This window comes from Pseudomonas pergaminensis, from assembly GCF_024112395.2.
GTDB lineage: Bacteria > Pseudomonadota > Gammaproteobacteria > Pseudomonadales > Pseudomonadaceae > Aquipseudomonas > Aquipseudomonas pergaminensis.
Window position 1 is genome coordinate 1,160,881 of the sequence record NZ_CP078013.2, and the last position, 26,393, is coordinate 1,187,273.

Genomic DNA, 26,393 nt, shown 5'->3' on the forward strand with positions numbered 1-26,393 from the left:
CTCATGGTTGGCGGCACCGGGCTGGTGCGGTCTCGAAATACACATCCGGGTCACTGTTTTTCGGCAGTGCAAAGTCGAGTCGGCAGCGCGCCTGGCCTGGGGCTTTGACCCACAGGGGGCGCGTGTCGAGCACGTCGGGCAGGAACACCTGGCTGCCTTCCTGCACCAGGGTGATGAACTCGCCATCGGCGGTGCTCACCGCCGCGCCGCGGGGCAGGGGCTGGCCGTCGTCGGTGGTCACGTTCAGCAGGGCGCGACGCGTCAGATGCACGCCAAACTGCACGCTGTCGACGGCCCCGCGCCCAGCGGAAATCACCGCCAGCCCATTGCTGATATCGGCATTGCGCGGCAGCGAACGGGTTTGCACTTCCACCGGGCTGCGGCCATAGGCGCTGACCTGCGGCACCACCGCCTGGCCTTGCCAGTCGGTCCATACCGGGCCGCTGGGGGTGTTGACCTTGACGCCGGCCATTTCGCCCACGGACATCACCGCGAAGGTATCGCGCACCGGGTAGGGCGAGAACGTCACGCCGTCGCCATGCACCACCACGCCGCCGCGCGCGCCGCCTTGGTAGCTGGAGCGTTCGCGGTCGGAGCGGGTGTAGTTGAAGTCGAGCTGGCTGTAATACGGCAAGGCGGACATACCGAGGGACGACTCCACCTCGCGGTCACGGCTGTCGCGCTCCACGCCCACGCGGTAACTCAACTGGTCGTTGAGTTGCTCGCTGAGGCCGACGCCCAGGCGGTGTTCTCCGCCGGTGTTGCGCGCCCAGGCGCGGCCGCGACGGCTCTCGCCCAGGGGCACGCTGACGGTGAGGTACAGGCTGTCATCGCTCTGCTGCCGGCCACCGACCTGCCATTCGGCACTCGCGGACACCGAGACGTTGCCGAAACTGGTGCCCCATGACGCCAGCGCGCGGCTGCTGCTGAAACCCGCATAGGAGGCCGAGCGCGAGAAGCCGGCGCTGAACGCACCTAATGACGGGTGTGACCAGGACGCGGTGGCGCTTTGCTGGTCGCGGTAGCGCGAGCGTTGCTGTTCATGGGTGTAGGTGGAATAGGTCGATTCATCCAGGTCGCGGTAGCCCAGGGAACGCCACGACAGGGCGGTGCTGACAGCCCAGCGCTCGCTCAAGCGCTGGGACCATGACAGGTCAGTCTGTACGCCCTGTTCGGTATCGGTGCGACTGGCTTGGGCTGCCTGCGCGGAGAATTGAAACTGGCTGTCCTGCCAGGGCAACCAGCCCAGGCTCAAGCCCGCCGAGCGATAGGCATCCGCTACCAACAGTCCGGCGCCTAGGCTGGCTTGGGGGTGTACCGCGCCGTTCCAGCCGGCGCTGACCACCCAGGGTTCGGCGCCGTCGCTGTCGCCGATCTTGCGCACGCGTCCCGCCGCCACCGAATAGCCCGGGGCCGGTAACCCGAGGCCAAGCATCGCCGCCGGCACAGTAAAGCGCCGCTCCTCGCCGGTGCTTTCCTTGACCGTGACTTCCACGTCCGAGCGATTGTTCAAGCGACGCACATCGCGCAGCGAAAACGGCCCGGCCGGCACCACGGTGGAATGGATCAGCGTGCCGTTCTGGCGGATCTCGACCTGGGCCGGGCTGTTGGCAATGCCATCGATGGTTGCGCCCTGGTTCTGTTCCTGCAAGGCGGTTTCGGTCAGCACCTGCGCGCCGGTGATCTGCGTGCCTGCCAGTACCGGGTTGTAGAGGCTGATCTGCCCGGCCTGCAACACCGCCTGCTGGGCAGCGAAGGTGCGTTGGGCATAGGCATCCAGGTGGGTGCTGCGTGATTGGCTGTCTTGCCAGGTCTGTACCTGGCGGCTGCGCACGATCCAGTCACCGGCGTTGAAACCCACTTCGGTATTGGCCGAGCCGAAGTGCGACGTGTCGTCACCGTATTCGTTGTAGAGGCCGGTCAAATCGTAGTTGAGCAGGCCGGCAAAGCCACCGGTCTGGTAGCCGGAAATGTCCTGTTCCACCGGGCGCAGGGCCTCGGTTGACACCACCAGCGACAGGCTCAGGTTAGCCGGGTCCTGCTCGATCACGGTGCGCGGGTGGGCGTCGAGAAACCCGGTGCAATCCGTATCACCCGTGTCGCCAGGCACCACCAGGTTGCCGGCGTCGAGCAAGGCACGGTTGAAGCACAGCGTGCCCTGACCGTCGAACAGCACATCCACGCGACCGCGCCGCTGACCGTTGACGATCAGGTTGACTGCATGCCGGCCGGCCCCGAAGCGTGGCGCCTGCAACAGCATGTTTGCCAGTTCCGGATCGATGCCGCGCTGGGACAGGGTCTGGGGGTCGAAGGAGCCGGCCAGCAGCAGCTCATCGGCGAGAATCTCGCCCGCCGGCAGTGCGCAGCTCAGTGCCAGGCCGGCCAGGAGTGCGCGGGAACGGCGGGATGAAACGTCGGGCAGGGCTTCGCCGCCACGATCAGTTATTAGTGTGTTCACAGGTCGTACTCAAAGGGTGTCGGCCGCCCTCTTGCGGGGCGGTACGCAGGGGCGCTAAAGCGTGATCGGTGCTTCGTAAGGCGCCACGGCAAAGCCGTAGACGGTGGCCGGTTGCAGTTGCACGCGGGTGGCCCCGGCTGCACTGGCCGTTACGCTCAGGGTTTCCCCCGGCAGTACATAAGTGCGCGGCAACAGCGCCGAGCCCGTGCCTGGCAACAGCCGCAGTTCCTGGGCCAGACGCACCACGTACGGCGTCGGGTTGTGCACCGTCAACTGAGTCTGGTCCAGGCTCCAGCTCAAGCCGGTCCAGGGCGTGCGGTTCGGTGCCAGGCCCTTGGGATGCACAATCACCGGCAGGTTCTGGCGCACGGTCACGCCGACGCGGGCATGCCCGGCCTCGGTGGTCGAACGGCCCTGGGGCATGCCTTCGAAAATCACCCGCTTGAGGCGCTGGGTTTCCAGCGGCTTGGGCGATTGCAGGATGAAGCGGATCAGTTGGCTCTTGGACGGTTCGACCCGAGCCAGGGGCGGCGTGACAAACAGCAGCGGTTCCGGGTCTTCGGGAATGTCTTCCAGGGTGACGTGCAGCAGGGCCAGCTTGTCGTCGGTGTTGGTCACCGACACTGAGGCTTCACCGTCGTCTTCGTTGACGATCACCACGGAGGTGTCCGGCACCATGCCGTCGGCCAGCAGTGGGCCGCAGAACAGCAGAACAAGACAGGCGCCCAGGCGTCGGGCGCGGTTCGGGGAAATCATGGGGTTCACCGGTTGGGAAAAGTGAGGGTTGGGAAGAGGTGACATGGCTACAGGTACCTCAGGTCGAGCACGATGGAACCGTCCAGCGGCACCTCTTGTTTGAGGGTCAGGAATGCTGACGCGTTGATCGATGTATTCACCTGCAAGGTGGCGGTCAGCAGGCGGTGGGCTTCGGGTATCAGCGTGCCCGGCTTGGCGAAGCCCATGTAGGTGTCCGGGTAGGCATTGGACTCCGGGAACCAGGTCTGGCCCTGGTTGCTGGACGCCAGTACCAGCGCGGGTTCGCCATCTACCACCACGTCACGGAACCCCAGGGACACGGTGCCCAAGCGCTCGCTAGGCTCATGGATGTTGTTCCCCAGGCCGTAATAAAACCCGGGGCCCAGGGAGGAGCTGGCGCGGTTGTCCAGACCCACCAGCACGAACAGCACCGACTCGTTGCAGCTCACACTCAGGTCCAGAGTCTGGGTGGGCAGGGCGCTGAACTCATGCTGATTGAGACTGCGCGCCGGGATCCGGCCATGATCGACGATGCCGTCGGCCGAAAGCAGCGGTGTGCAGGCGCTGGGTGTGATCAGGCCCCGGACCGTGAGATCGACAGAGGATGCGCCAAAGGCAGGCGCGGCAGTCAGGCAGAAAGCGAGTGTCACCAGGCGGCGTGAAAAGGTGTTCATGGCTGTGTCTTGTGACCGTGGTTAAGGGGCAACGGGGATGACAGCGTTGCGCGCAATGGCGGGGGCCGTCGTGCGCGACTGGCTTACAGGTACCTGACCGTCAGGGTCACGGAGCCGTCGATGCTGGCTTCGTTATCCAGGGTCAGTTGGTTTGTCGGGGCAATGGTTGGGGAGATCTGCAAATCTGCGCTGAGCAACTGGACAGGTTTCGGCGTGATACTGTTCATGTCTGCTACCGAAGTGATGCTGTCGCGCGCTAGCTGGCGGTCGGGGTGCCAGGCGGTACCGCCGTCGTAGGACGCAATGAATCTGACTGCGATGCCATCGGCGACAGGGGGCGCTAGCCTCATCTCCATGAGGCCGAGTTTCTCGCTGCCGTTGATCAGCCCCAGGCCGTAGTACTGCACGCCGTCGATGTAGCTCGAGCCTTCGCGGTTGTCCTTGCTTTCCATGGCGATCAAGGTGGCTGCCTCGCACGTGACGGTCAGTTGCAGGGTTTGAACGGGGAGGGCGGTCGATTTATCGACGTTGAGGTCCTTGGCCGAGAGCTTGCCGTAGTCCACCGCGCCACCGTTGGACAGGGTCGGGGTGCAGGAACTCGGTGTGATCAGGCCCTTGACCGCGAGGTCGACGCTGGAGGCGGCGATCGCCTGGGTAGCACCTGCCAGCAGCAGGCTGGCAACGAGGGGCTTGATGGGGAGGTGCATGTCGGTACTCCTGTAGAAAAAGGTGAAAGCGCGCTTACCCAGACTTGAGTTGCAAAGTGGCGTGCCCCAGGCGGCGTGAACGGGTGTTCATGGGCAACGGCAATGGCCGCGATGCGCGCAACAGCGGCGAGCTGTCGGCTTACAAATACTTGACCGTTAGGGTCACGGAGCCGTCGATGGCGGCTTCGTTGGTCAGGGTCAGTTGGTTCGTCGGGGCAATGAACGGGTTGATCTGCAGGTCGGCGTTGAACATTTGGACCGGCATTGGTGCCACGGTGCTCGCGTCGGCCACCGAAAGAAGGGTGTCGTCCATGAACATGTAATCGGGAGCCCAAGTGTTACCACTGTCATAGGAAATGATGGTTCTGGCCGCCACGCCGTCCGCCACCGGGTTGCGCAGCCCCAGTGTCATGCCGCCGAGCTTTTCAGTGCCGTTGATCAGCCCCAGTCCGTACTCCATCTGGTCGTTTTCGTAATCTGAGCCTGCGCGGTTGTCCTTGCCCTCTATGGCCATCAGGGTCGCTGCGTCGCAGGTGACCGTCAGTTGCAGGGTTTGCATGGGCAGGAGCGTCTTGCGGTCCGCGTTGAGATCCTTGGCCGAGATCTTGCCGTAATCCACCGCGCCACCATTGGACAGGGTCGGTGTGCAGGAACTCGGTGTGATCAGGCCCTTGACCGCGAGGTCGACGCTGGAGGCGGCGATCGCCTGGGTGGCACCTACCAGCAGCAGGGTGACAACGAGGGGCTTGATGGAGAGGTTCATGGTGGGACTCCTGTGGGAAGAAAAGTGAAAAAGCCGGCTTACCAATACTTGAGTTGCAAGGTGGCGTGCCCGTCGATGGGCACCTCATCGAGCAGCGTCAGGTCGCTGGCCGGAACCACGATGGTGAAGGCGCGCAAGCGCGCGCTCAGGTCCTGCATGGCAATGGGCGTGCTGGTGTCGCCGGGCGCGGCGAATGAGGTCAACGCGGCGTGCCCCAGGTACGAAGACGGCCCCCAACTGCCGCCCCCATCGCGGGACATGATGGCGGTCACCGGCACGCTGTCGGCGATCGGCTCGAACACCCCGAAAGCCACACTGCCCAGGTCCTGGTCTTCGTTGACCTTGCCCAGCCCGTGGAACACCGGGTTGATCGCCGAGCTTCCCGAGCGGTTGTCGACGGTGCTCAGGGTGAAGAACGTCGCGCCTTCGCAATGCACGGCCAGGTTCATCTCACCGACGGGCAGGCGGGTGGGTTGGTCGCGATCCAGGTCCTTGACCGTCAATTTGCCGTGATCCACCACACCACCTTCCGAAAGCGTCGGCGTGCAGGAGCTCGGGGTGATGATCCCGGTGACGCTCACGTCGGTAGTGCTGGCGGCGAAGACCGCCGGCGTGCAAGCCGCCATCAGCAGGGCAAAAACAGCGGGGGTGGGGCTATTCATGGGCACAAATCCTTGTGAGAGGCTGGTGGGTTACAGGTAGCGCAATTCCAGGGGGGATGAGCCGTGGATCGGCTGCTCCTCGGTCAGGGTCAGGTTGCAGGCGTTGGGTGTTATCAGCCCCTTGACGGTCAAGTCGACGCTACTGGCGGCCAGTGCGTCAGATGAGCCACCGACGATCAGCAAGGCTGTCAGGGCGGCGGTGAGTGAGGCGTTCATATCAATGTTCCTGGAATAAAGGCGTGCTAGGGCACGATTTGCCGGCAGTGGCAAAAGACCTCTATTTGGGTTGTTTTGAAGTGGGGAGCAATGTATCGCTAGCCCTGGGAAAGGAGGAATACAACAAATACGAAAGGCGGGAGGCTGGGTTGCTTGAGAGGGAGGAGGCGTGGGGAAAGTGGCGGGCCGCTTGTAGGAAAAACTTAAATCTCGTAGTAGTTGTATCGCTGAAAAAGATCCACTCGGATACGTTCTTACCCAACTATCGCTCTGACTCAATCCCACGAGTCGAGCTGCTTTTAGTACGCGAAAAGTTCGAGAAACGCTGGCGCCTTGCGTTGGCACACTTCAACCAACTCCTTGCTCCATGAGGGACCTGGTGGGCTTGTCGCTCTGCATGAGGTTATTTTGCCGGGCAAATATCCAGGCCATTGGCAACACGTCAACGTACTGGTAGTAGATGACCACCGGGTCTATCGGCTATTGATCGGCGGGTTACTGCACAAATTGGGCGTGCCCCATGAAGTCCACTGCGATGGGCAAGCTGCCCTGGACGCAATGGCTGGCAGCACGTTTGATTTGGTGATCACTGACTGCCGCATGCCGCTCATGGATGGCTACACCCTTGCCCGTGAACTGCGGCGCCGCGAGCGTGAGGCCGGGAGACCCCGCGTGCCAGTCATTTCCCTGACCGGCCGGCTCGGCCAGCAAGAAGTCCGGCGTTGCCTGGACAGTGGCATGGACGGCTGGCTGATCAAACCCATCACGCTCGAACAACTCAAGGAAGTGTTGATGTACTGGCTGCCGGACCCCCGGCAGCGTCTACGCAAAGGACCTATAACCGTGCATGAGCGTTCTCAGGAAACACGGCCCACCCGAGCAGGACTGATCGCTGCCTTCGGCTCTTGGGGCGTGGTGCAACCTCTGTTGGAGAGCCTGTTGCAGGAAGCACGGGAAGACCTGGAGGCACTGGAGCAGGCGCGAGTCAGTGGCGATATTTCGCTCACGACACAGCGCCTGCATCGCCTGGTGGGTAGCATCGCGTTCCTGGGGGCGACGGGGTTGGAGCGCCGTGCGATCCAGTTGACCGACCGCGTCAATCTCTCGGGTGTTGCCTTTAACGGCGCGGCTTTGCAGGCGCTTTGCCAAGAGGTCGAGCGGTATTTGGAAGAACTGGCGTTCCTTTGATTACCTCTGATAAAGCTGAAGGAAATCATCCGTCTAAGTTGTAGTACTTTTCTGAGGGTTGATTCTTTTTATTCTGTAGGTGAACTGCTTGAAGTCCTAAAATACGGGGCTCTCGCTTTAAGGGGTTAATTATTTCCGGTTGTTGCTTAAAGACCTCCGAGGTATTTTGCCCGACTCACACTTCTATCTTGGATAGCGCCGATGATTCGCATCATTATTGCTGACGATCACCCTATTGTCCGAGTCGGTCAGAGAGTGGTGATCGAGGCGAGTGGTAAGTGCAAAGTCGTGGGGGAGGCCAATGGCCCGGACCAACTGCTGACCCTGGTCGGCAGCACACCTTGCGATGTTATTGTCACGGACTTCGCCATGCCCGGCGACCATCAAGCCGATGGGTATGGATTGCTGGGATTGTTGCATCGCCAATACCCGAAATTGCCGGTGGTACTGGTGACCATGTTTGCCAATGTCTCGACCCTGCGTTCGGCATTTTCCCATGGGGCGCAGGCCGTCGTGGCCAAAAGCGCGTCAGCGCGGGAGCTGCCGCTGGCACTCAAGGCCGTGAGCGAAGGCCGCACCTTTGTCAGCGAATGCCTGCGCGTGCAACTGGATGAAGCCTGCCATGCGCAGCCAACGCAGCCGGCACGGCTGTCCGGTAAAGAACACGAAGTGGTGCGCATGCTCGCCAGCGGCATGACCGTCAGCCAGATTGCCGCGCGGGTCAATCGCAGCATCTCGACCATCAGCAAGCAAAAGAGTACGGCGATGCAGCGGTTATGCATTTCTACCGATGTGGATCTGTTTACCTATGCGCGGGAAAGTGGAATGGTGCCCTAGCAACTTTGCAAGTGCTTAAGTTGCAGATTTATTACAGGGGGAAGTGCGCGATTCGTAATACTTGCATTGGGTTAAAGTTGGACGCGCGTTAAATTTGACTCACGTACCCGGCAGCTATAAGTCGGGGCCTATATACCCTCTGTCCAACACTTAGTCGAACTGGCGCGGCAGTCTTTTGTCGTGCCAAGTTCGATGTTTAATGAGTCTTTTATGATGAAACATTCCCTGTCCCTTATTGCTGCCGTGTTTCTACTGTCCGGTGCGTCCAACTTGCTTGCCGCATCCGCGGTTGACCTGAGTGTCAAGGGCACCATTACGCCTTCCGCCTGCACCCCGACCTTGTCAAGTGGTGGTGTGGTCGAGCATGGAAAGATTTCCATGCAAGACCTGCATCCGTACCAGTCGACCAGACTGGCGGATGCCACGCTACAACTGACGGTCAACTGCGCTGCGTCGACTTTGTTTGCCATACAGAGCCATGACAACCGCGAAGGCACTTCAGCAGAATGGAACGGCGCTCGTCCCAATTATGGCCTTGGGTTGGCCAATGGCGATGTAAAAATTGGCTGGTACATGCTCAAAATGATCAACCCACTGGCTGATAGCGTGCCACGGGCAGTCATTGAATCAATCGACGGCAAGACCTGGCTTGATGCCCCCACTGGCACTGTCTGGCAACCGGGCTGGATGAGGTCGTTCAACGGCGCCGCCGGTGGCGATCCAGTGCCGCTTTCAATGGTGACCATGCAGGTGGATGTGGTGGTGGAGACCACCATCGCCGACAAACGCAAGTTGCCCGCTGACCAGGAAATCCCCCTCGACGGCAGTGCAACCCTGGATGTCGTCTACCTCTAACCTCGCCATGCTCCATTTATGCGGTGAATGACCATGGTGTTCCCAGGCTTCGCGGCTTATCGTGCACCCCTACAGCGATAACCGCGGAGCCTGCCCATGAGTGATGCCCATAACCTGTTGATCACCCGCTTCTACGAAGCCTTCCAACGCCTGGACGCCGAGGCCATGGCCGCCTGCTACACCGATGATGTGGTGTTCAGCGACCCGGCCTTTGGCGAACTGCGCGGCCGCGATGCCGGTGACATGTGGCGCATGCTCACCACACGGGCCAAGGACTTTTCGCTGACCTTCGACCATGTGCGCAGCGATGACACCACCGGCAGTGCGCATTGGGTGGCGACGTACCTGTTCAGCGCCACCGGCAATACCGTAGTCAATGACATTGGTGCGCGCTTTGTGTTTCGCGACGGCAAGATCTGCGAGCATCACGATCACTTTGACTTGTGGCGCTGGTCGCGTCAGGCGCTGGGCCTCAAGGGGCTGTTGCTGGGCTGGTCGCCGGCCCTGAAAAACGCCGTGCGTGCCCAGGCCTTGAAAGGTCTGAAGGCATTTCAGGCCGGTCGTTGATAAGCTTGGCGCTCCCCTGGTTTGCCGACACTGCCCGTGACTGATCTTCCTGACCCCAAACCCTGGTTTGTCTACCTGGTGCGTGCCGCCAACGGCTCGTTGTACTGTGGCATCAGCAATGACCCGGTGCGCCGCTTTGCCTCGCACCAGAGCGGCAAGGGCGCGCGGTTCTTCCTCTCCAGCCCCGCAGTGGCGCTGGTGTACACCGAGCAATGCGCGAGCAAAGGCGAGGCGCTGCGCCAGGAACGGCTGATCAAGAAGCTCAGGAAGAGCGCCAAGGAATGCCTGGCGGCGAGTGGCTCATTGATTTGACTGATGGGTTCCCATCGCACCGAACCGCCGTATCGCAGGCTAAGCTAGCGGCTCATCCATTGAGCGGAGCCTGGCATGTCTGAGTTGATCCTGCACCACTACCCGCAATCCCCTTTCGCTGAGAAAGCCCGCCTGCTGCTGGGCTTCAAAGGCTTGCCCTGGCGCTCTGTGTTTATTTCACCGGTGATGCCCAAGCCCGACCTGACCGCCTTGACCGGTGGCTATCGCAAGACGCCGGTGCTGCAAGTCGGCGCGGATATCTACTGCGACACTGCATTGATCGCCCGGCGTCTGGAGCAAGAAAAGGCTGCGCCGGCGCTGTTCCCCCAAGGCCTGGAGTTGATCACCCAGGGCTTCGCGGCGTGGGCCGATTCAGTGGTGTTCTCCCATGCCGTGGCGCTGGTGTTCCAGCCGGAATCCCTGGCGGTCAAGTTCGCCAAGGTGCCGCCGCAAATGCTCCAGGTGCTGGTGGCCGACCGTGCCAAGTTGTTCAGTGGTGGCACCGCGACCCGGGTGCAATTGGAGGTGGTCAAGCATCAGTGGCCGGCGATTGTCAGCCGTATCGACCAACAATTGCAGCACCAGGCCGGGGATTTCCTGTTCGGCGAGCCGTCGATTGCCGACTTTGCCCTGGCCCACCCGTTGTGGTTCCTCAAAGGTTCGTCGGTGACGGCGCCGCTGGTGGACGCGTACCCGGCTGTCGCCGCGTGGCTGGAACGGGTCCTGGGCTTTGGCCATGGCACGGCCAGCGAGATGAGCGCCGAGCAAGCGTTGGAAGTCGCTCGCAATGCCACACCTGCCGCCTTGCCCGAGGAACTGTTCGAGGACTTGAACGGCTTCAAGGCCGGCCAGCAGGTGACGATTTCAGCCACTGATTACGGGACCGACCCTGTGGCGGGCGAACTGCTGTTTGTGGGGCGCGAGGAGCTGATCCTGCGCCGTAGCGATGAACGTGCTGGCACCGTGCATGTGCATTTCCCACGCATTGGGTTTTGCATCCAGGCGCAATAAACAAAATATTTGCAAATAAAAGTGAGGTAAATCCACCGCCCAACCGTGTAGTGCTTGAAACTGCGATCTATTCGCATTAACAGCGTTTTCTACACGGGTTCTCACAGCATGAAGTCGACGGCGGGCGGTTGGGTAAAACAGTGGCTGGGAGCCTCGGCATTGGCAGTATCGGGGCTGGCGTTGCTGCCCCTGAGCGTGGCGCAGGCGCAGGAGCAGCAAAGCGCCCAGTTCAACTTTGCCCTGGCGGCCAAACCGCTGCCCCAGGCCCTGAGCGATTTCAGCCGGGTCACCGGGATCAGCGTGATCTACACCGACGAAGCGCCCTATGGTCTCCAGGCCCCGGCGGTCAGCGGGCAGATGAGTGCGACCCAGGCCCTGCAACGGTTGCTCGGCAACACCGGCTTTACCTTCCGCCAGATCGACGCGCGTACCCTGGCCCTGGAACCGGTGCCTACCGACGGCGCGGTCAACCTTGGCGCGACCACTATCAGCGGTGTCGGCCAGCAGGACAAGGACGGCACCAGCTACCAGCCGCCGCCCACCAGTTCGGTGATGCGCTCCCATGGCCTGCTGCTGGAAACCCCGCAAACCGTCAACGTGGTTCCGGCCCAAGTGCTGCGCGACCAGACCCCGCGCAACCTGGATGACGCCCTGGGCAATATCAGTGGCATCACCCAGGCCAACACCCTGGCCAGCACCCAGGACGCGGTGATGCTGCGCGGTTTTGGCGACAACCGTAACGGCTCGATCATGCGCGACGGCATGCCTATCGTGCAGGGGCGTGCGCTGAATGCCACGGCGGAGCGGGTCGAAGTCCTCAAGGGGCCCGCCTCCTTGTTGTACGGCATCCAGGACCCGGGCGGCGTGGTGAACATCGTCAGCAAAAAGCCTGAGCTGGTCCAATCCACCGCCCTGACCGTGCGTGGCTCCACTTTCGGTGACGGCAAGAATGGCAGCGGCGGCAGCCTCGACACCACCGGCCCGATTGGCGACAGCGGCCTGGCCTATCGGCTGATCGTCGACCATGAAGACGAGGATTACTGGCGCAACTTCGGTACCCACCGCGAGAGCCTGATCGCGCCGTCGCTGGCCTGGTATGGCGACACCACCAAGCTGTTGTTCGCCTACGAGCACCGCGAGTTTCTCACGCCGTTCGACCGTGGCACCGCCATCGATCCAAAGACCAACCATCCGCTGGACATCCCGGCCACCCGCCGGCTGGACGAACCCTTCAACAACATGGAAGGCCGGTCCGACCTGTACCGCTTCGAAGCCGACCACGACCTGAACGACGACTGGAAGGCTCACTTCGGCTACAGCTGGAACCGCGAAACCTACGATGCCAGCCAAGTGCGCGTGAGCGCGGTGAACACCAACGGCACCCTGACCCGCAAGATGGATGGCACCAAGGGGGCGATCACCACCGACCGTTTCGCCACCGCGAGCCTGGAAGGCAAGGTCAATGTGTTCGGCTTGCAGAATGATGTGGTATTCGGCCTGGATGACGAGTACCGCAAGATCTATCGCGCCGATCTGATTCGCCAGAACTCCCGTGGCACCTTTAACTACAACAACCCGGTGTATGGCAACGAAGTGGCGGGCACCACCGTCAGCCCTGCTGACAGTGCGCAAACCGACCTGCTGCGCAGCGACTCGCTGTTCTTCCAGGACGCGATTCACCTGAACGAGCAGTGGATTTTTGTCGCCGGTGCGCGCTACCAGATGTATGACCAATACGCCGGCAAGGGCGTGCCATTCAAGGCCAACACCAACGGCAACGGCCAGGCCTGGGTGCCGCGTGCGGGGCTGGTGTATCGCTACACCGACGAACTGTCGTTCTATGGCAGCTACACCGAGTCGTTCAAACCCAACTCCACCATTGCCGCCTTGGCTGACGGCAGTACGCTGACCGGCGACCTGACACCCGAGGAGTCCAAGTCCTGGGAGCTGGGGGCCAAGCTCGATATCCCAGGGCGCATCACCGCCAGCGCGGCGTTGTTTACCATCGACAAGCGCAATGTGCTGGTGTCGGTCGGTTCCGGCGCGAACACCGTCTACAGCATTGCCGGCCAGGTGCGTTCCCGTGGCCTGGAGCTGGACGCCACCGGCCAACTGACCGACAAGTGGAGCCTGATCGGCAGCTATGCCTACACCGATGCCGAAGACATCAAGGACAAGGACCCGACCCTGGAAGGCAACCGCCTGCAGAACGTTGCCAAGCACACAGGCTCGCTGTCGGTGGCCTATGACTTCGGCAATGTCTTTGGTGGCGATCAGTTGCGGGTGGGAACCGGTGCGCGGTATGTCGGCGAGCGTGCGGGGGATGCTGCCAACGATTTCACGCTGCCGGGGTATACCGTGGCGGATGCCTTTGCCACCTACGACACCAGGATCGATGGGCAGAAGGTCAAGTTCCAGCTCAACGTGAAGAACATGTTCGACCGCGTCTACTACACCTCGGCGGCCAGCCGGCTGTTTGTGTCCATGGGGGATGCGCGGCAGGTGTCGGTGTCGAGCACCCTGGAGTTCTAATGCAGGAGCCGGCTTGCGATGTCCGCCGGTTTTTTCGCCAGCAAGCCGGCTCCTACAGTGGTAGCGTTGTCGCTCAGTTTTTTGCGGAAACCAATCACCGATGCAATTTGGAAAGTGGATATACACCGGCACAATGTTGTTTCTGCTGGGTGGCTGCGCGAGTGTTTCACTGACTTCCACCCCGGCACGCCTGGACCAGCTCCTGACTGACCCGGCCCTTAACGGCGCTACCGTCTCCCTGATGGTGCGCGACGCCCGCAGCGGCAGCACGCTGTACCAGCACAACCCGCGAACCCGTCTGATTCCGGCGTCCAACCTCAAACTGCTCACCACCGCAGCGGCAATGGATGTGCTGGGGCCGCAGTACCGTTTCTCCACCCAACTGCTGGGCAATGGCACGCAACAAGGCGAGCGGCTGAGCGGCAACCTGTACCTGCGTGGCCTGGGCGACCCGACCACGCAGTTCGCCGACTACCAGGCGTTGGCTGCACAACTGGCGGAGCAGGGCGTGCGCCAGGTCCAGGGCGATCTTGTCTTCGATGACACCTGGTTCGACGCGGAACGGCTTGGCGTGGATTGGGCCCAGGACGATGAAAGCACCTATTACGGCGCGCAGATTTCGGCGCTGACCGTGTCACCCAACACCGATTTTGATGCGGGCACCTTGCTGGTCACGGCGAAGGCGCCGGTAATGGCGGGCCAGCCGGTGAGCGTGGTCATCAGCCCGCCCACGGACTACGTGCAACTCAGCAATCGCGCCGTCAGCGGCCCTGGCAACAACTACGGCATCACCCGTCAGCACGGCACCAACCTGCTGCAACTCAGCGGCGCACTGGCGCCGGGCAAGCAGAGCCGGCAGTGGGTGAGCGTGTGGGAGCCGACCCAACTGGTGGCGAACCTGTTTGAACAGGCGCTGGCGCAGCAGGGCATCACGGTGATGGGGCGGCGTGTGATCGGCGGTGTGAGCCCGGCGACGGCGAGGGTGCTGGCGGAACATCAATCGGCACCTTTGCAGGCACTGATCACGCCGCTGCTCAAACTCTCGAACAACAACATGTCCGAAGCCTTGCTCAAGGCCATGGGGCGCAAGACCGCCAACGCGGGCACGGCGCAGGCCGGTGTCGCGGCCGTGGCGGACTTCATGCGGCGCCAGGGGCTGGACCCGACGACGCTGAGCCAGGTCGATGGCTCGGGGCTGTCACGGCGTAACCTGGTGTCGTCGCAAAACCTCACCGATCTGCTGCTGGCCACGGCCAAACAGCCCTGGTTCGATGCCTGGTACAACGCCTTGCCCATTGCCGGCAACCCGGACCGCATGACCGGTGGCAGCCTGCGCTACCGCTTGCGCGGCACGGCGGCTGAAAACAACCTGCATGCCAAGACCGGCTCCATGGCCGGTGTGTCTTCGTTGAGCGGCTACATCACCGACGCCGAGGGCCGGCGCCTGGTGTTTTCAATCATCAGCAACAACTACGTCAGTAGCACTGCACCCGTGCGTGCGCTGGAGAACCGCGTGGCGCTGGCCCTGACCCAGTGGCACGACTAGCTCAGGGCTGGTAGCCCATGCGCCAACTCACGGCCCGGGTCGCCGCCAGCAAGCGCTGCGCCGCCGGGCCGTCCTCGTCGGCGTGGAACAACGAGGTGGGGCCGACCACGGTCATCACTGCCGCCACTTGACCGACGGCGTTGAACACCGGCGCCGACAACGCATCAACGCCGGGCATCAACAAGCCATGCACAAAATGCAGGCCACGGCTGCGGATTTGTGCGCAGGCGGTGGCGTACGCCTGGTCATCCGCCAGGGCATGGGCGGTGCCGGCCTGGATCTCGCGCTCACGCAACTCCACGGTTTCCCGCGACGGCAGGAAGGCGCTGAACACCAGCCCGGTGGATGAACTGAGCAGCGGCAGCACCGAACCCAATTGCGTCACCACCGTCACGGCACGCACTGCCGGTTCGATCTGCACCACGGTCGCGCCCTGGTTGCCCCACACCGCCAGGAAGCAGGTTTCATTCAATTCATCGCGCAGCTCAGCCAGGGGCATCGCGCCAACCTTCAACACATCCATGCTGCCCAGTGCCGCCAGGCCCACGCGCAAGGCTTCACGGCCCAGGCCGTAGTGGTTGGTGGCCGTGTTCTGTTCGGCGAACCCCGAGGCGATCAGTGCTTGGAGGTAGCGGTGCACCTTGCTCGCCGGCATCTGCACGTGCTCGGCCAGGCGCGACAACGAAGTGGCCGGGGACAGTTCGGCCAGGGCCTTGAGGATATCGGTGCCCACTTCGGCCGAGCGGACTTTCTGTTTACCGGTGTCGCGGGGCTTTTCCATGGAGGAGCGAGAATCCGAGAGATGAATGGGCGTCTTTATAGCTTGACGGTCGATAGTGATCAAATTACGTTATGCGTAACTGGATTACGATAAAAACAACTTCCGCTCAGAGGACGATCCATGAACCTCGAATACCTGTCGGGCTTCGGCAATGAATTCGCCAGCGAAGCCCTACCCGGCGCACTGCCCGTCGGCCAGAACTCCCCGCAAAAAGCGCCCTATGGGCTGTACACCGAACTGTTTTCCGGCACGGCCTTCACCATGGTGCGCAGCGAAGCCCGCCGCACTTGGCTGTACCGCATCCAGCCATCGGCCAATCACCCGGCGTTCAGCAGACTTGAACGGCAGTTGGCCGGTGGGCCGTTGGGGGCAGTGACGCCCAATCGCTTACGCTGGAACCCGCTGGATATTCCGAGCGAGCCGACGGACTTTATCGATGGCCTCGTGGGAATGGTCGCTAATTCCGGGTCGGAAAAACCCTCGGGCATCAGCGTCTATAACTACCGCGCCAATCGCTCGATGGAGCGCGTGTTCTTCAACGCCGACGGCGAATTATTGATCGTGCCGGAACAGGGCCGCCTGCGCATCGCCACCGAGCTTGGCGTGCTTGACGTCGAACCGCTGGAAATCGTCGTGCTGCCGCGCGGCCTCAAATTCCGCGTTGAGCTGCTGGACGCCCAGGCGCGTGGCTACGTCGCCGAGAACCACGGCGCCCCGCTGCGCCTGCCGGACCTGGGGCCCATCGGCAGCAATGGCCTGGCCAACCCGCGCGATTTCCTGACGCCGGTGGCCCACTACGAAGACCTCAAGCAACCCACCACACTGGTACAGAAGTTCCTCGGCGAACTCTGGGCCTGTGAGCTGGACCATTCCCCGCTCAACGTGGTCGCCTGGCATGGCAATAACGTGCCATACAAATACGACCTGCGCCGCTTCAACACCCTCGGCACCGTGAGCTTTGACCACCCGGACCCGTCGATTTTTACCGTATTGACCTCGCCCACCAGCACCCATGGCCTGGCCAACCTCGACTTTGTGATCTTCCCGCCGCGCTGGATGGTGGCCGAGAACACCTTCCGTCCGCCGTGGTTCCATCGCAACCTGATGAACGAATACATGGGCCTGATCCAGGGCGCCTACGACGCCAAGGCCGAAGGCTTCCTGCCCGGCGGTGCGTCCTTGCACAGCTGCATGAGCGCCCACGGCCCGGACGGCGAAACCTGCACCAAGGCCATCAATGTGGACCTGGCGCCGCACAAGATCGATAACACCATGGCCTTCATGTTCGAGACCAGCCAAGTGCTGCGTCCGACCCAGTTCGCCCTGGACTGCCCGCAACTGCAACCGTCTTATGACGCGTGCTGGGCCTCGTTGCCCGCCACCTTCAACCCGAACCGGAGATAACCCATGACGCAGCCGACACCTACCCGCAGCTGGGTGGCCTCCGCCAATGGTCACAGCGATTTTCCCCTGCAAAACCTGCCGCTGGGCGTGTTCAGTATCAACGGCTCTGCACCGCGCGCTGGCGTGGCGATTGGCGACTCGATCCTGGACCTGCACGCCGCCATCGATGAGTTCGACGGTGAAGCCCGTCGCGCCGTCGACGCGACAGCCGGTGGCCAGCTGAACGCCTTTTTCGAACTGGGTCGAGGCCCGCGCGTGGCCCTGCGCGAGCGCCTGCTGGAACTGTTGACCGAAGGCAGCACACTGCAGACGCGTGAAGCGCAAGTGCTGCACCGCGCTGCTGATTGCCAGATGCACCTGCCGGCGCGGATCAATGACTACACCGACTTCTATGTCGGTATCGAACATGCGCAAAACGTCGGCAAATTGTTCCGCCCTGATAACCCTCTGCTGCCGAACTACAAGTACGTGCCGATCGGTTATCACGGTCGTGCCTCGACCATCCGCACCTCGGGCACCGACGTGCGCCGCCCCAAGGGCCAGACCTTGCCCGCCGGCCAGACCGAACCGACCTTCGGCCCATGCGCACGCCTGGACTACGAACTGGAGCTGGGCGTGTGGATCGGCCAGGGCAATGCGATGGGCGATTCGATTGCCATTGGCGACGCGGCGGAGCATATCGCCGGTTTCTGCCTGCTCAATGACTGGTCGGCGCGGGATATCCAGGCCTGGGAATACCAGCCGTTGGGGCCGTTCCTGTCGAAGAGCTTCATCACCACCATTTCACCGTGGGTGGTGACGGCCGAGGCACTTGAGCCGTTCCGCGCAGCGCAACCGGCGCGGCCTGAGGGCGACCCGCAGCCGCTGTCATACTTGCTGGACAAACGTGACCAGGCCGCTGGCGCCCTGGACATCGAATTGGAAGTGCTGCTCACCACCGCCGCCATGCGCGAGCAGAACCTGCCGGCTCATCGCCTGGCCCTGAGCAACAGCCTGTATATGTACTGGACCGTCGCGCAATTGGTGGCCCACCACAGCGTCAACGGCTGCCAGTTGCAGGCCGGTGACCTGTTTGGTACGGGCACCTTGTCGGGCCCGCAAGCCGGTCAGTTCGGCAGCCTGTTGGAAATGACCGAGGGCGGTAAAAAGCCTGTCGAGTTACCGTCCGGCGAAGTGCGCAAGTTCCTCGAAGACGGCGACGAAATCATCCTGCGCGCCCGCTGCAGCCGCGAAGGGTTTGCGTCCATCGGCTTCGGCGAGTGCCGTGGCACCGTGGTCGCAGCGCGCTAGGAGGGCAGGGTGATGGAGCTCTATACCTACTACCGTTCCACCGCGTCGTACCGGGTGCGCATTGCCCTGGCGCTCAAGGGCCTGGATTTCTCCGCTGTGCCGGTCAACCTGTTGGTGCCGGCGGGCGGTGCGAATCGCCAGCCCGAGTACCTGGCGATCAACCCGCAAGGCCGCGTGCCGGCCTTGCGCACCGATGAGGGTGAGTTGTTGATCCAGTCGCTGGCGATCATCGAGTACCTGGAGGAACGTTATCCACAGGTGCCGTTGCTCTCCAACGACCTGGTGGCCCGTGCGCATGCGCGTGCGGTGGCGGCGATCATCGGCTGCGATGTCCACCCGCTGCACAACTCCAGCACCCAGAACCTGCTGCGCCAGTGGGGGCATGACGAGGCGCAACTGCTGGAGTGGATTGGCCATTGGATCAGCCAGGGGTTGGGGGCAGTGGAGCAGTTGATTGGCGATCAGGGGTATTGCTTCGGCGATACGCCGGGGCTGGCTGATGCGTTCCTGATTCCGCAGTTGTATGCGGCTGAGCGCTTCAAGGTGTCGTTGGCGGCGTACCCGCGTATTGGGCGGGTGGCGGCGTTGGCGGCGCAGCATCCGGCATTTATCCAGGCACATCCCGCCAACCAACCCGACACCCCATAGCCCGACAACGTTGTGCTTGACCCTAAAAATAAAAACAAAGGTACCTTGCGATGCACAATCAGATTGCCAGCTTCCGCGCGGCACTCGACGCCCGTCCGGTGTCGCGCTATCAGTGGTTGATTCTCCTGTTGCTGGCGCTGTTGCTGGTGACCGATGGCTACGACGCGCAAGTGCTGGGCTATGTGGTGCCGGCGCTGGCCAAGGACTGGGGGCTGGAAAAAGCCGCGTTCGGTCCGGTGTTCAGCGCCAACCTGCTCGGGCTCACGCTGGGCTCGCTGCTGGTGACACCCTTGGCCGACCGCTTTGGCGTGCGGCGCATTCTGCTCGGCTGCGTGCTGATCTACGCCAGCCTCACGGTGCTGATGGTGTTCGCCAACTCGCTGACCACCTTGATGGCCGCCAGGTTTATCTGCGGTATAGGCATGGGGGGCGCCATGCCGAGTGCCATGGCGTTGATGTCGGAATACTCCCCACCACGCTTGCGCACCTTGATGGTGACCCTGGCGGCCTGTGGTTTCTCGTTTGGCGGGGCGGCGGGTGGGTTTGTGGCGGCGGGGTTTATCGAAGGCTTCGGGTGGCAGGCCGTGTTTCTGGCCGGTGGCGTGACGCCGCTGCTGTTGTTTCCGTTTCTGGTGTGGCTGCTGCCGGAGTCGCTACCGCGCTTGCTGCGTGATGCACCACCTTATGCGCGGCTGCAGAAAGTCACATCACGCATGCTGCCGGACTGGCAACCGCCGCGGGCGAGCGAGGCGCAAACCCAGGAGGCGCAAGGCAGCAAACTGACCGTGGTGGAGTTGTTCCGCAACGGCTATGCACGCCCGACGTTGCTGATCTGGGCGACCTTCTTTGTCAGCCTGATCTTGCTGTACTTCATGATCAGCTGGTTGCCATCGTTGCTGCTGGAAAGTGGCTTGGCGCTGAAAGAAGCCAACCTGGTGACTTCGATGTTCCTGTTTGCCGGCACCCTGGGTGCCATCGGCATGGCCTGGTTCGCCGACCGCTTGAAAAGCAAAGTGCGATTGCTCTCCGGCGTGCTGGCAGCCGCTGCGGTGTGCACCATCCTGCTCGGCCTGAACCATGACAACCCGCGCTACCTGGTGGCCTGTGTGTTTGCGGCCGGGTTTTGCATCATCGGGGGCCAACTGACCCTCAATGCCTTTGCCAGCAATTTCTACCCGGCGCACGTGCGCGCCACGGGTACGGGCTGGGCGTTGGGCGTGGGTCGGTTTGGCTCAATCCTGGGACCACTGTTTGGCAGCATGCTGCTGGCGATGCATATCCCGGTGGAGCAGATTTTCTTTTTCTGCGCGATTCCGGCGGTGATGGCGGCGTTGTTGATTATCCAAGTGCGTTCGCCCGGGGTTGAGGCGCCGAAGAGCCCGCTGCCCGGCGATGTGCTCAGGGTGCCGGCGAAGGACTGATTCATCGCAGGAATAATGGTTTGCTCAATGCACCACTGTATTGGGCGGCAGATGCCCCAGCCGCTCGGTCAGGCGCAGGCGCTGGATCGGGTCTTCGCTGAGCATCAGCGCGTGTTCCAGGTCATAACGCTCGGCGTTGGGGCAGTCCAGCCGCTGGTACAGGCTGGCCCGCGCCAGGTAATCGGCGGCGCTGGCATTGCCCAGCTCCAGCACGCGCTCGGCGTCGACCAGGGCCGCGAGCGGCACATCGTTGGAAAGATGCAATTGGCGCAGGTTGCGTGACAGCCGTTGCAGGATCGAGCGCGGGTCGGCGGTGTGCAGGTGGTCGGCCTGCAATTTGAGGTTAGGGCCGTACTGGCGTTGCAGCAGGTCGCGGCAGTCATTGGGGTACAGGCGCCGGCCGCCGCACGGGTCGAGCAGGTGGTCGGCGCCGGGCACGCGCAGCAGGAAGTGGCCGGGGAAGTTCACGCCAACCAAGGGAATATCCAGGCGACGCGCCAGCTCAAGGGCGATCAGCCCCATCGCCAAGGGTTGCCCGCGCTTGCGCTGCAACACCTTGTCCAGCAGGGCAGCAGCAGGACGCAGCGGGGTGAATTCGTCCTGCGCAAACCCCAGGTCATTCATACGCCGCAACAGCGGCTGGCCCAGCTCATCGGCAGGCAGCAGGGGCATGCCTTGGCTCACCTGCTGTTGCAGCAACGCCAACTCCTGCAGGATCACCAGCGGCTGCACCGCCGGGTCGTGCTCGGCGGCTATCCACAGCGCGGCTTCAAACAGCGCAGGGGGCGAGCGTTCCAGGCAGGCAAAAAAGGCTTTGCGGGGATTCATTGCATTCTCCGGCGGATGCCCCCGTTTTAGCCTTGCTGGGAATTTTCGTCCAGTGGCTTAGGAAATATCCTGCGTGCTTATGTCGCAAGCCCTCCTAAAACGGCCGTCTTATTCCAGCGTGGTCCGGCAGTTTTTCACCGCAAGCCTATACTTGGCCCACTACCAGAAGTGATTCGGGAGCTTGACGATGTTTGCTCTCATGCACAGCACCCGCCTTGAATCGCTGCACCTGAGCGTCGACCCGGTCACCGGGCTGAAGGCGGTCATCGCCATCCATAACAGCCGCCTGGGCCCCGCGCTCGGCGGCTGTCGCTATCTCTCCTACCCCGACGACGAAAGCGCCGTGGCCGATGCCGCGCGCCTGGCCCAAGGCATGAGCTACAAGGCCGCGTTGGCAGGCTTGCCGGTGGGCGGTGGCACCGCCGTGATCCTGCGGCCGGCCCATGTGGAAAACCGCGCGGCGCTGTTCGAGGCCTTTGGCCGTTGCGTCGAGCAACTCGACGGTCGCTACATCACCGCCACCGACAGCGGCACCTCGGTGGCCGACATGGACTGCATCGCCCAGCACACCCGCTTTGTCACCAGCACCACCGCCGCCGGCGACCCGTCTCCACATGCCGCCATGGGCGTATTCGCCGGTATCCGCACCACGGCCATGGCACGCCTGGGCAGCGATAACCTCGAAGGCCTGCGGGTGGCGATCCAGGGCCTGGGCAATGTCGGTTATGCCTTGGCCGAACAACTGCACGCCGCCGGGGCCGAACTGCTGGTCAGCGACATCGACCACGGCAAGGTGCAACTGGCCATGGAACAACTGGGCGCCCATCCCATCGCCAATGACGCCTTGCTCAGTACCCCCTGCGACATCCTCGCGCCCTGCGGCCTCGGCGCCGTACTCAACCGCCAGAGCGTCGGCCAACTGCGCTGTGCCGCCGTCGCCGGTTCCGCCAGCGCGCAATTGACCAACCTGCAAGTGGCCGACCAACTGGAAGGGCGCGGCATCCTCTACGCCCCGGACTATGTGATCAACTCCGGCGGGCTGATCTACGTCGCACTCCAGCACAGCGGGGCGGATCTGCCGACCATCACTGCGCACCTGTCCAACATCGGCAAACGCCTCACGGAAATCTTTGCCCACGCCCAGGCAGAAAAACGCTCACCCGCGCGGGTGGCGGATGAGCTGGCGGAGCGATTGCTGTACCGCTGACGCAAGTCAGAGCGAATACTTTTCGCGCACAAGTGGGCCGACACCCAGGCGATCAAGAATGTGCATCGGGCACAGGATCGTGACGCGGACAGTGCCCGGCAACCGGCTTATTTCAATCGAGCCGTTAAGCGTTGCACGGTTGCGTACCTCATCCATAGAAAGGCCGGTGACCGCAGCCGCGCGTTCCAAGCCGTTTTCCGTCGCAAGGTTGAGGTCGGCTCCGCTGCCGATAAAGGTAATGGGCCCATTGTCTTCGATTTCGACCTGCCCCCAGCGCTCGCCCAGTGCCTTGACTTGCAGCCGTTGCTCGGCGGTCATGGGGCGTGCCATGGGCGGCAGATCGTCAAGGTTTTGCAGCAGGATCGGGCCGTCGAGGGTCAACCCCTTGATCACGTGGGCGGTGAGTTCGGTTTCCCCCGACACATCGGTGGCATGCCCGGCAATTTCACCATTGCCTTGCTGGGCATGCATATCTCCCATGTACACACCGGCGCCGGGGACTCTTACCGGACAAATCAGGACGCAACCTTCGCGTACCGAGTTGGTGTCCATGTGCCCGTCGGTTTTTGCCGCATGCAGTTGTTCGTGTGTCATGCCGTAGCGGTGAGGGGCGCCGACCAGGTATTGCCCGAAGTCGGCGCAGTTGTGGGAATCCGGCAAATCCCGTGAAGGCGTAGTACCGATATTGCCCAGGAACGGCCGCATATGAGCCGCAAGGCCAGGGATGTCGGCGCGGGCCAGGGACAGAATGGAGTGCTGGGCGGACAGTTCCGGCAACGCCGCCATCTGCGGTGCCTGGCCGGCAAGGCGGTCGGCCACGGCCTGGTTCACGGTCAGGCTCACTTGGTGCTCGGCATCGAATACGATGACGTAGCCATGGCTGAAACGAAACGCGCTGACCTCTGCATCGCAGGCATTGCAGCGGATAGCCTCTGCGCCGATTCCTTCGACATGGCTGGCGGGATGCTCTTGCCCGCAATTGGAGCAGAATTTGGCGACAAAGGGGTCGCCGTGATAGCGCCCTTCAACAAAGCGCATGACGCCTGAGGAGGTGGCGTGGGACGTCACGCGCATGCGTATGATCTTTAGGGCCACAGCGTCACCGACTTCGGCACCGGCGATGAATACGGGTTGAGTCACCTCATGGCCCCCCTCAAACGCGGGCGTGATCATCGGGCCCCAGCAACCCGGCGGGGTTCCTGTGATGAGCGTGCCGCCGTCAGCGAGCGGGCCGAGCATTTTCTGGCTGGGGCCGATGAGCCCGTTGGTGTAGGTGTTGACGATCAGGCGATCAACCGGTGCTGGGTTGTGCATTTTTTATTCTCCGGGTCCTATTTGATTGAACCTTCACCTTTGGTCGGGGCATGTTGATCATGGAAGGTTCAGGCAGGCCCAGTAGACAAGTGTTTTGTATCCCGAATATGTCGCGCGGGGGCGCTAATACACAGTGGTACATAACGACGGGAGAGGAAGGTTTATAACCGTAAAAATCCTGGTAGGGTTCTGAGGGCGGGCGCTTTGAGGTGCTTGCCAGCTATTGTTTTCCTACTTGCCGCGGAGAGTTTTCATGTCCAATCAAGCAACAGCGCAGTCCGTAACGTTCAAGCGTCCAGACGGTGCCGAGGTCAATGGCTACCTGGCCAGCCCTGCTGTACTGGACGGGGCGCCGGCCATCGTATTGATTCAGGAGTGGTGGGGGCTTAACGAGCAGATCAAGGGCGTGGCCATTCGCCTGGCCGAGTGCGGTTACCGGGTATTGGTACCGGACCTTTATCGCGGCGCTTCCACAGTGGAAGAGGAAGAAGCCCACCACCTGATGGATAGCCTGGATTTCAGTGATGCGGTGTCCCAGGACATAAAAGGCGCGGTGCGCTACCTGCAGGCCGACTCGAGGAAAGTCGGCGTGACTGGCTACTGCATGGGCGGGGCATTGACGCTGTTGGCGCTCAATGCCATTCCGGAACTGGCCGCGGGTGTGGTCTGGTATGGCTTCCCGCCGCTTGAATACCTGGATGCGGCAAAAATCAAAGCACCGCTGATTGGCCATTGGGGCACGCAGGATGCTTTTTTCAACATCGAAACCGTCGCCGAGCTGGAATCAACGCTGCATGCGGCAGGCGTAGACGCCACGTTTTACCGCTACCTGGCGCGTCATGCCTTTGCCAACGAGACGGCGATCGGCCATGGCCGCATACCCGACACGCAATACGATGCCGCATGGTCGCAACTGGCGTGGGACCGCACGTTGACCTTCTTCGGCAAAACCTTGTGGCAGGCATAAGGTGTAAATAGCTTTCGGTAAAGCGATGAGTAGCCCGGCTGCCTGAACCTGATGATTCAACGCGAATCAACGGAGGCGGGCCGGCCTCCTTACTCTGCCTCTGGCTGCCCGATCTCAGCCAGGGCGCTGGCGTTGTTCTTGAACGCTGCTGCAAAGGCGGCGCGGTTCTTGGCCATGAAAATACCGGCGTCTTCTGCCTGCTTTTCAGTCAAGCCTTCCACGTTTTTCAACAGGACATCCATCAGAGACTCTGCCAGCTCAAGCATCTGGTCGTGTGCGTCGGCTAGTTTGCGATCCACGAATGTAGTCTCCAAGTCGCGGGTACTGCGATACAGGGTTTCAACAGCCATTTTTTGGCCTCGTCATCAGGGTGCAGTAGTGAAGGGGAGTAGCCCTTGCTTCGGGTGTTGCTGAGTGCTGTTTATATATACAGTAAAAAGGTTAAGCGAAACCACAGCGTTTGGGTAGCAGTTTTTTAATGTAGCCCGTAAATACAGCTCAGGCGTGCCTCATGTCACGCCGCCATCATCTTATACCTGCCTCTGGCCTTTTTTCTGCATGCAGAACAACCGTCACGTCCAACCCGCATTATCCGGTCGAGTCGACCTAAGGAAGCATCATCGTGAAGATCAATTGGGCCGAAAGGCTGCGCCAGAACGTACACGGGCTGGCCGAGTCCCTGGGCAATCTGTTCGTCGAGTCGTTCCACTACCTGGCGCTGTTCGCCATTGGTGCGGTGACCGCGTGGGCAGCGGTGATGGAGTTTCTGGGGATGCTCGAGAATGGGCATATCAAGATCGATGACATATTGCTGCTGTTCATCTACCTCGAATTGGGCGCGATGGTCGGGATTTACTTCAAGACCAACCACATGCCCGTGCGCTTTCTGATCTACGTGGCAATCACCGCGCTGACGCGCCTGCTGATTTCCAACGTGTCCCACCACAACCCGCCCGACATCGGCATCATCTACCTGTGCGGCGGGATTCTGCTGTTGGCGTTTGCGATCCTGGTGGTGCGCTATGCGTCTTCGGCGTTTCCCTCCGTGAAGGTCGAAGGCCCGCGTCGCAAGGGCGAGGCGAGCCTGGAAACCGAGAAGGGCGAGCTTTAAAGGCCGACGCTGAAGGGCAGGGAGCGGGCTGGCGGCCGCTGTAGCACTTTGTGGTCGCCATCGGTCATCACCGCCAGGATCTCCATGGCACTGTGGCCCTGTTCGATGGCAATGCCGAATTGGATGCTCTGTACCAGGCGCTTCAGGCGCTTGGGATCATTGCGTTGTTCGGCGCTGATCATGCGTTTAGCCACCACGCCTTGATCGTTGGAGAGGGTCAGCATGATGCTGCCGTCCAGGCGCTGGATGCTCAGGTTGACGCGGTATTGCGGGGTGAAGGTGTCGGTGATGATCTGAAAAGGATTGTCCATGGTGCGTTACCGCCTGATAAGAACATG

Annotated in this window: 27 protein-coding genes; 15 read left to right on the forward strand and 12 right to left on the reverse strand. The window is 62.1% G+C overall.

Translation table 11 applies throughout. From position 1 onward, the window contains the following. Position 1: 1 nt before the first annotated feature. The 7 genes from KUA23_RS05260 to KUA23_RS05290 form a co-directional block, all read right to left on the reverse strand. A complete protein-coding gene (locus KUA23_RS05260; protein WP_346356377.1) occupies positions 2-2,458 on the reverse strand; it encodes a fimbria/pilus outer membrane usher protein in 2,457 nt (818 codons plus the stop codon). Between the two features lie 54 nt (positions 2,459-2,512). Then, positions 2,513-3,214 carry a fimbria/pilus chaperone family protein gene (locus tag KUA23_RS05265; RefSeq protein WP_078047008.1) on the reverse strand — a complete coding sequence of 234 codons (702 nt, stop codon included), beginning with the start codon at positions 3,212-3,214 and terminating at the stop codon, positions 2,513-2,515. A gap of 47 nt (positions 3,215-3,261) precedes the next feature. After that, positions 3,262-3,888, reverse strand: a complete 627-nt coding sequence (locus tag KUA23_RS05270) for a DUF1120 domain-containing protein (protein ID WP_078047009.1) — start codon at positions 3,886-3,888, stop codon at positions 3,262-3,264. A gap of 83 nt (positions 3,889-3,971) precedes the next feature. Next, positions 3,972-4,595, reverse strand: coding sequence for a DUF1120 domain-containing protein (locus KUA23_RS05275; RefSeq protein WP_078047010.1), 624 nt, complete (start codon positions 4,593-4,595; stop codon positions 3,972-3,974). Between the two features lie 139 nt (positions 4,596-4,734). Beyond that, positions 4,735-5,358 (reverse strand): DUF1120 domain-containing protein, encoded by a 624-nt coding sequence (locus tag KUA23_RS05280; protein WP_252993537.1) that lies wholly within the window; start codon positions 5,356-5,358, stop codon positions 4,735-4,737. Positions 5,359-5,396: 38 nt separating this feature from the next. Next, positions 5,397-6,020: a DUF1120 domain-containing protein gene (locus KUA23_RS05285; RefSeq protein WP_078047012.1), complete on the reverse strand. Its 624-nt coding sequence runs from the start codon at positions 6,018-6,020 to the stop codon at positions 5,397-5,399. A 30-nt stretch (positions 6,021-6,050) separates the two neighbouring features. Then, positions 6,051-6,236, reverse strand: coding sequence for a hypothetical protein (locus KUA23_RS05290; protein ID WP_252994322.1), 186 nt, complete (start codon positions 6,234-6,236; stop codon positions 6,051-6,053). 408 nt (positions 6,237-6,644) lie between these two features. Here KUA23_RS05290 and KUA23_RS05295 point away from each other — a divergent pair, with 408 nt between their 5' ends. The 8 genes from KUA23_RS05295 (at position 6,645) to dacB (ending at position 15,084) form a co-directional block, all read left to right on the forward strand. Then, on the forward strand, positions 6,645-7,424 hold the full coding sequence (locus KUA23_RS05295; protein WP_078047015.1) for a response regulator: 780 nt from the start codon (positions 6,645-6,647) through the stop codon (positions 7,422-7,424). 201 nt (positions 7,425-7,625) lie between these two features. Next, positions 7,626-8,261 (forward strand): response regulator, encoded by a 636-nt coding sequence (locus KUA23_RS05300; protein ID WP_078047016.1) that lies wholly within the window; start codon positions 7,626-7,628, stop codon positions 8,259-8,261. 213 nt (positions 8,262-8,474) lie between these two features. Then, complete coding sequence (locus tag KUA23_RS05305; protein ID WP_078047017.1) at positions 8,475-9,116, forward strand: DUF1120 domain-containing protein; 642 nt, start codon at positions 8,475-8,477, stop codon at positions 9,114-9,116. 96 nt (positions 9,117-9,212) lie between these two features. Then, positions 9,213-9,683, forward strand: a complete 471-nt coding sequence (locus KUA23_RS05310) for a nuclear transport factor 2 family protein (RefSeq protein WP_078047018.1) — start codon at positions 9,213-9,215, stop codon at positions 9,681-9,683. A gap of 36 nt (positions 9,684-9,719) precedes the next feature. Beyond that, positions 9,720-9,995, forward strand: a complete 276-nt coding sequence (locus KUA23_RS05315; protein ID WP_078050872.1) for a GIY-YIG nuclease family protein — start codon at positions 9,720-9,722, stop codon at positions 9,993-9,995. 75 nt (positions 9,996-10,070) lie between these two features. Beyond that, positions 10,071-11,006, forward strand: coding sequence for a glutathione S-transferase family protein (locus KUA23_RS05320; RefSeq protein ID WP_252993538.1), 936 nt, complete (start codon positions 10,071-10,073; stop codon positions 11,004-11,006). A gap of 108 nt (positions 11,007-11,114) precedes the next feature. Beyond that, entirely contained in the window at positions 11,115-13,538 is a 2,424-nt protein-coding gene (locus KUA23_RS05325) for a TonB-dependent siderophore receptor (protein WP_252993539.1), read from the forward strand. 100 nt (positions 13,539-13,638) lie between these two features. Beyond that, positions 13,639-15,084: a D-alanyl-D-alanine carboxypeptidase/D-alanyl-D-alanine endopeptidase gene (gene dacB, locus KUA23_RS05330; protein ID WP_252993540.1), complete on the forward strand. Its 1,446-nt coding sequence runs from the start codon at positions 13,639-13,641 to the stop codon at positions 15,082-15,084. A 1-nt stretch (position 15,085) separates the two neighbouring features. Here dacB and KUA23_RS05335 read toward each other — a convergent pair whose 3' ends face one another. Continuing rightward, positions 15,086-15,865, reverse strand: coding sequence for an IclR family transcriptional regulator (locus KUA23_RS05335; RefSeq protein ID WP_078047022.1), 780 nt, complete (start codon positions 15,863-15,865; stop codon positions 15,086-15,088). A gap of 120 nt (positions 15,866-15,985) precedes the next feature. Between KUA23_RS05335 and hmgA the strand changes: the two genes are divergently transcribed. From hmgA to KUA23_RS05355, 4 genes are read left to right on the forward strand one after another with little or no spacing between them, the layout of a single operon-like run. Then, positions 15,986-17,269 carry a homogentisate 1,2-dioxygenase gene (gene hmgA / locus KUA23_RS05340; protein WP_252993541.1) on the forward strand — a complete coding sequence of 428 codons (1,284 nt, stop codon included), beginning with the start codon at positions 15,986-15,988 and terminating at the stop codon, positions 17,267-17,269. 3 nt (positions 17,270-17,272) lie between these two features. Continuing rightward, complete coding sequence (gene fahA / locus KUA23_RS05345) at positions 17,273-18,559, forward strand: fumarylacetoacetase (protein ID WP_099494108.1); 1,287 nt, start codon at positions 17,273-17,275, stop codon at positions 18,557-18,559. A gap of 12 nt (positions 18,560-18,571) precedes the next feature. Beyond that, complete coding sequence (maiA, locus tag KUA23_RS05350) at positions 18,572-19,207, forward strand: maleylacetoacetate isomerase (RefSeq protein ID WP_078047025.1); 636 nt, start codon at positions 18,572-18,574, stop codon at positions 19,205-19,207. 50 nt (positions 19,208-19,257) lie between these two features. Then, positions 19,258-20,628, forward strand: coding sequence for an MFS transporter (locus KUA23_RS05355; RefSeq protein WP_252993542.1), 1,371 nt, complete (start codon positions 19,258-19,260; stop codon positions 20,626-20,628). Positions 20,629-20,652: 24 nt separating this feature from the next. Here KUA23_RS05355 and KUA23_RS05360 read toward each other — a convergent pair whose 3' ends face one another. Continuing rightward, positions 20,653-21,456 (reverse strand): SirB1 family protein, encoded by an 804-nt coding sequence (locus KUA23_RS05360; RefSeq protein WP_078047027.1) that lies wholly within the window; start codon positions 21,454-21,456, stop codon positions 20,653-20,655. A 187-nt stretch (positions 21,457-21,643) separates the two neighbouring features. Here KUA23_RS05360 and KUA23_RS05365 point away from each other — a divergent pair, with 187 nt between their 5' ends. After that, positions 21,644-22,663, forward strand: coding sequence for a Leu/Phe/Val dehydrogenase (locus KUA23_RS05365; protein WP_078047028.1), 1,020 nt, complete (start codon positions 21,644-21,646; stop codon positions 22,661-22,663). Positions 22,664-22,669: 6 nt separating this feature from the next. On the opposite strand, the gene KUA23_RS05370 is transcribed toward KUA23_RS05365, so the two are convergent. Beyond that, positions 22,670-23,977 carry an acetamidase/formamidase family protein gene (locus tag KUA23_RS05370; protein ID WP_100491439.1) on the reverse strand — a complete coding sequence of 436 codons (1,308 nt, stop codon included), beginning with the start codon at positions 23,975-23,977 and terminating at the stop codon, positions 22,670-22,672. A gap of 253 nt (positions 23,978-24,230) precedes the next feature. On the opposite strand from KUA23_RS05370, the gene KUA23_RS05375 reads away from it, so the two are divergent. After that, positions 24,231-24,944 (forward strand): dienelactone hydrolase family protein, encoded by a 714-nt coding sequence (locus KUA23_RS05375; RefSeq protein ID WP_078047030.1) that lies wholly within the window; start codon positions 24,231-24,233, stop codon positions 24,942-24,944. 89 nt (positions 24,945-25,033) lie between these two features. Here KUA23_RS05375 and KUA23_RS05380 read toward each other — a convergent pair whose 3' ends face one another. Beyond that, a complete protein-coding gene (locus tag KUA23_RS05380; protein WP_016978245.1) occupies positions 25,034-25,294 on the reverse strand; it encodes a YebG family protein in 261 nt (86 codons plus the stop codon). Positions 25,295-25,566: 272 nt separating this feature from the next. Between KUA23_RS05380 and KUA23_RS05385 the strand changes: the two genes are divergently transcribed. Beyond that, a complete protein-coding gene (locus KUA23_RS05385) occupies positions 25,567-26,055 on the forward strand; it encodes a phosphate-starvation-inducible protein PsiE (RefSeq protein WP_078047031.1) in 489 nt (162 codons plus the stop codon). Here KUA23_RS05385 and KUA23_RS05390 read toward each other — a convergent pair. Next, positions 26,052-26,366 carry a DUF3509 domain-containing protein gene (locus KUA23_RS05390; RefSeq protein WP_078047032.1) on the reverse strand — a complete coding sequence of 105 codons (315 nt, stop codon included), beginning with the start codon at positions 26,364-26,366 and terminating at the stop codon, positions 26,052-26,054. The genes KUA23_RS05385 and KUA23_RS05390 overlap by 4 nt on opposite strands. Positions 26,367-26,393 lie beyond the last annotated feature (27 nt).

Bases quoted from the DNA above. Each gene is read 5' to 3' on its own strand.
- KUA23_RS05265 (WP_078047008.1), bottom strand. From the start codon at position 3,214: ATGATTTCCCCGAACCGCGCCCGACGCCTGGGCGCCTGTCTTGTTCTG.
- KUA23_RS05270 (WP_078047009.1), bottom strand. From the start codon at position 3,888: ATGAACACCTTTTCACGCCGCCTGGTGACACTCGCTTTCTGCCTGACT.
- KUA23_RS05275 (WP_078047010.1), bottom strand. From the start codon at position 4,595: ATGCACCTCCCCATCAAGCCCCTCGTTGCCAGCCTGCTGCTGGCAGGT.
- KUA23_RS05280 (WP_252993537.1), bottom strand. From the start codon at position 5,358: ATGAACCTCTCCATCAAGCCCCTCGTTGTCACCCTGCTGCTGGTAGGT.
- KUA23_RS05285 (WP_078047012.1), bottom strand. From the start codon at position 6,020: ATGAATAGCCCCACCCCCGCTGTTTTTGCCCTGCTGATGGCGGCTTGC.
- KUA23_RS05290 (WP_252994322.1), bottom strand. From the start codon at position 6,236: ATGAACGCCTCACTCACCGCCGCCCTGACAGCCTTGCTGATCGTCGGT.
- KUA23_RS05300 (WP_078047016.1), top strand. From the start codon at position 7,626: ATGATTCGCATCATTATTGCTGACGATCACCCTATTGTCCGAGTCGGT.
- KUA23_RS05305 (WP_078047017.1), top strand. From the start codon at position 8,475: ATGAAACATTCCCTGTCCCTTATTGCTGCCGTGTTTCTACTGTCCGGT.
- KUA23_RS05310 (WP_078047018.1), top strand. From the start codon at position 9,213: ATGAGTGATGCCCATAACCTGTTGATCACCCGCTTCTACGAAGCCTTC.
- KUA23_RS05320 (WP_252993538.1), top strand. From the start codon at position 10,071: ATGTCTGAGTTGATCCTGCACCACTACCCGCAATCCCCTTTCGCTGAG.
- KUA23_RS05325 (WP_252993539.1), top strand. From the start codon at position 11,115: ATGAAGTCGACGGCGGGCGGTTGGGTAAAACAGTGGCTGGGAGCCTCG.
- dacB (WP_252993540.1), top strand. From the start codon at position 13,639: ATGCAATTTGGAAAGTGGATATACACCGGCACAATGTTGTTTCTGCTG.
- KUA23_RS05335 (WP_078047022.1), bottom strand. From the start codon at position 15,865: ATGGAAAAGCCCCGCGACACCGGTAAACAGAAAGTCCGCTCGGCCGAA.
- hmgA (WP_252993541.1), top strand. From the start codon at position 15,986: ATGAACCTCGAATACCTGTCGGGCTTCGGCAATGAATTCGCCAGCGAA.
- fahA (WP_099494108.1), top strand. From the start codon at position 17,273: ATGACGCAGCCGACACCTACCCGCAGCTGGGTGGCCTCCGCCAATGGT.
- maiA (WP_078047025.1), top strand. From the start codon at position 18,572: ATGGAGCTCTATACCTACTACCGTTCCACCGCGTCGTACCGGGTGCGC.
- KUA23_RS05355 (WP_252993542.1), top strand. From the start codon at position 19,258: ATGCACAATCAGATTGCCAGCTTCCGCGCGGCACTCGACGCCCGTCCG.
- KUA23_RS05360 (WP_078047027.1), bottom strand. From the start codon at position 21,456: ATGAATCCCCGCAAAGCCTTTTTTGCCTGCCTGGAACGCTCGCCCCCT.
- KUA23_RS05365 (WP_078047028.1), top strand. From the start codon at position 21,644: ATGTTTGCTCTCATGCACAGCACCCGCCTTGAATCGCTGCACCTGAGC.
- KUA23_RS05370 (WP_100491439.1), bottom strand. From the start codon at position 23,977: ATGCACAACCCAGCACCGGTTGATCGCCTGATCGTCAACACCTACACC.
- KUA23_RS05375 (WP_078047030.1), top strand. From the start codon at position 24,231: ATGTCCAATCAAGCAACAGCGCAGTCCGTAACGTTCAAGCGTCCAGAC.
- KUA23_RS05380 (WP_016978245.1), bottom strand. From the start codon at position 25,294: ATGGCTGTTGAAACCCTGTATCGCAGTACCCGCGACTTGGAGACTACA.
- KUA23_RS05390 (WP_078047032.1), bottom strand. From the start codon at position 26,366: ATGGACAATCCTTTTCAGATCATCACCGACACCTTCACCCCGCAATAC.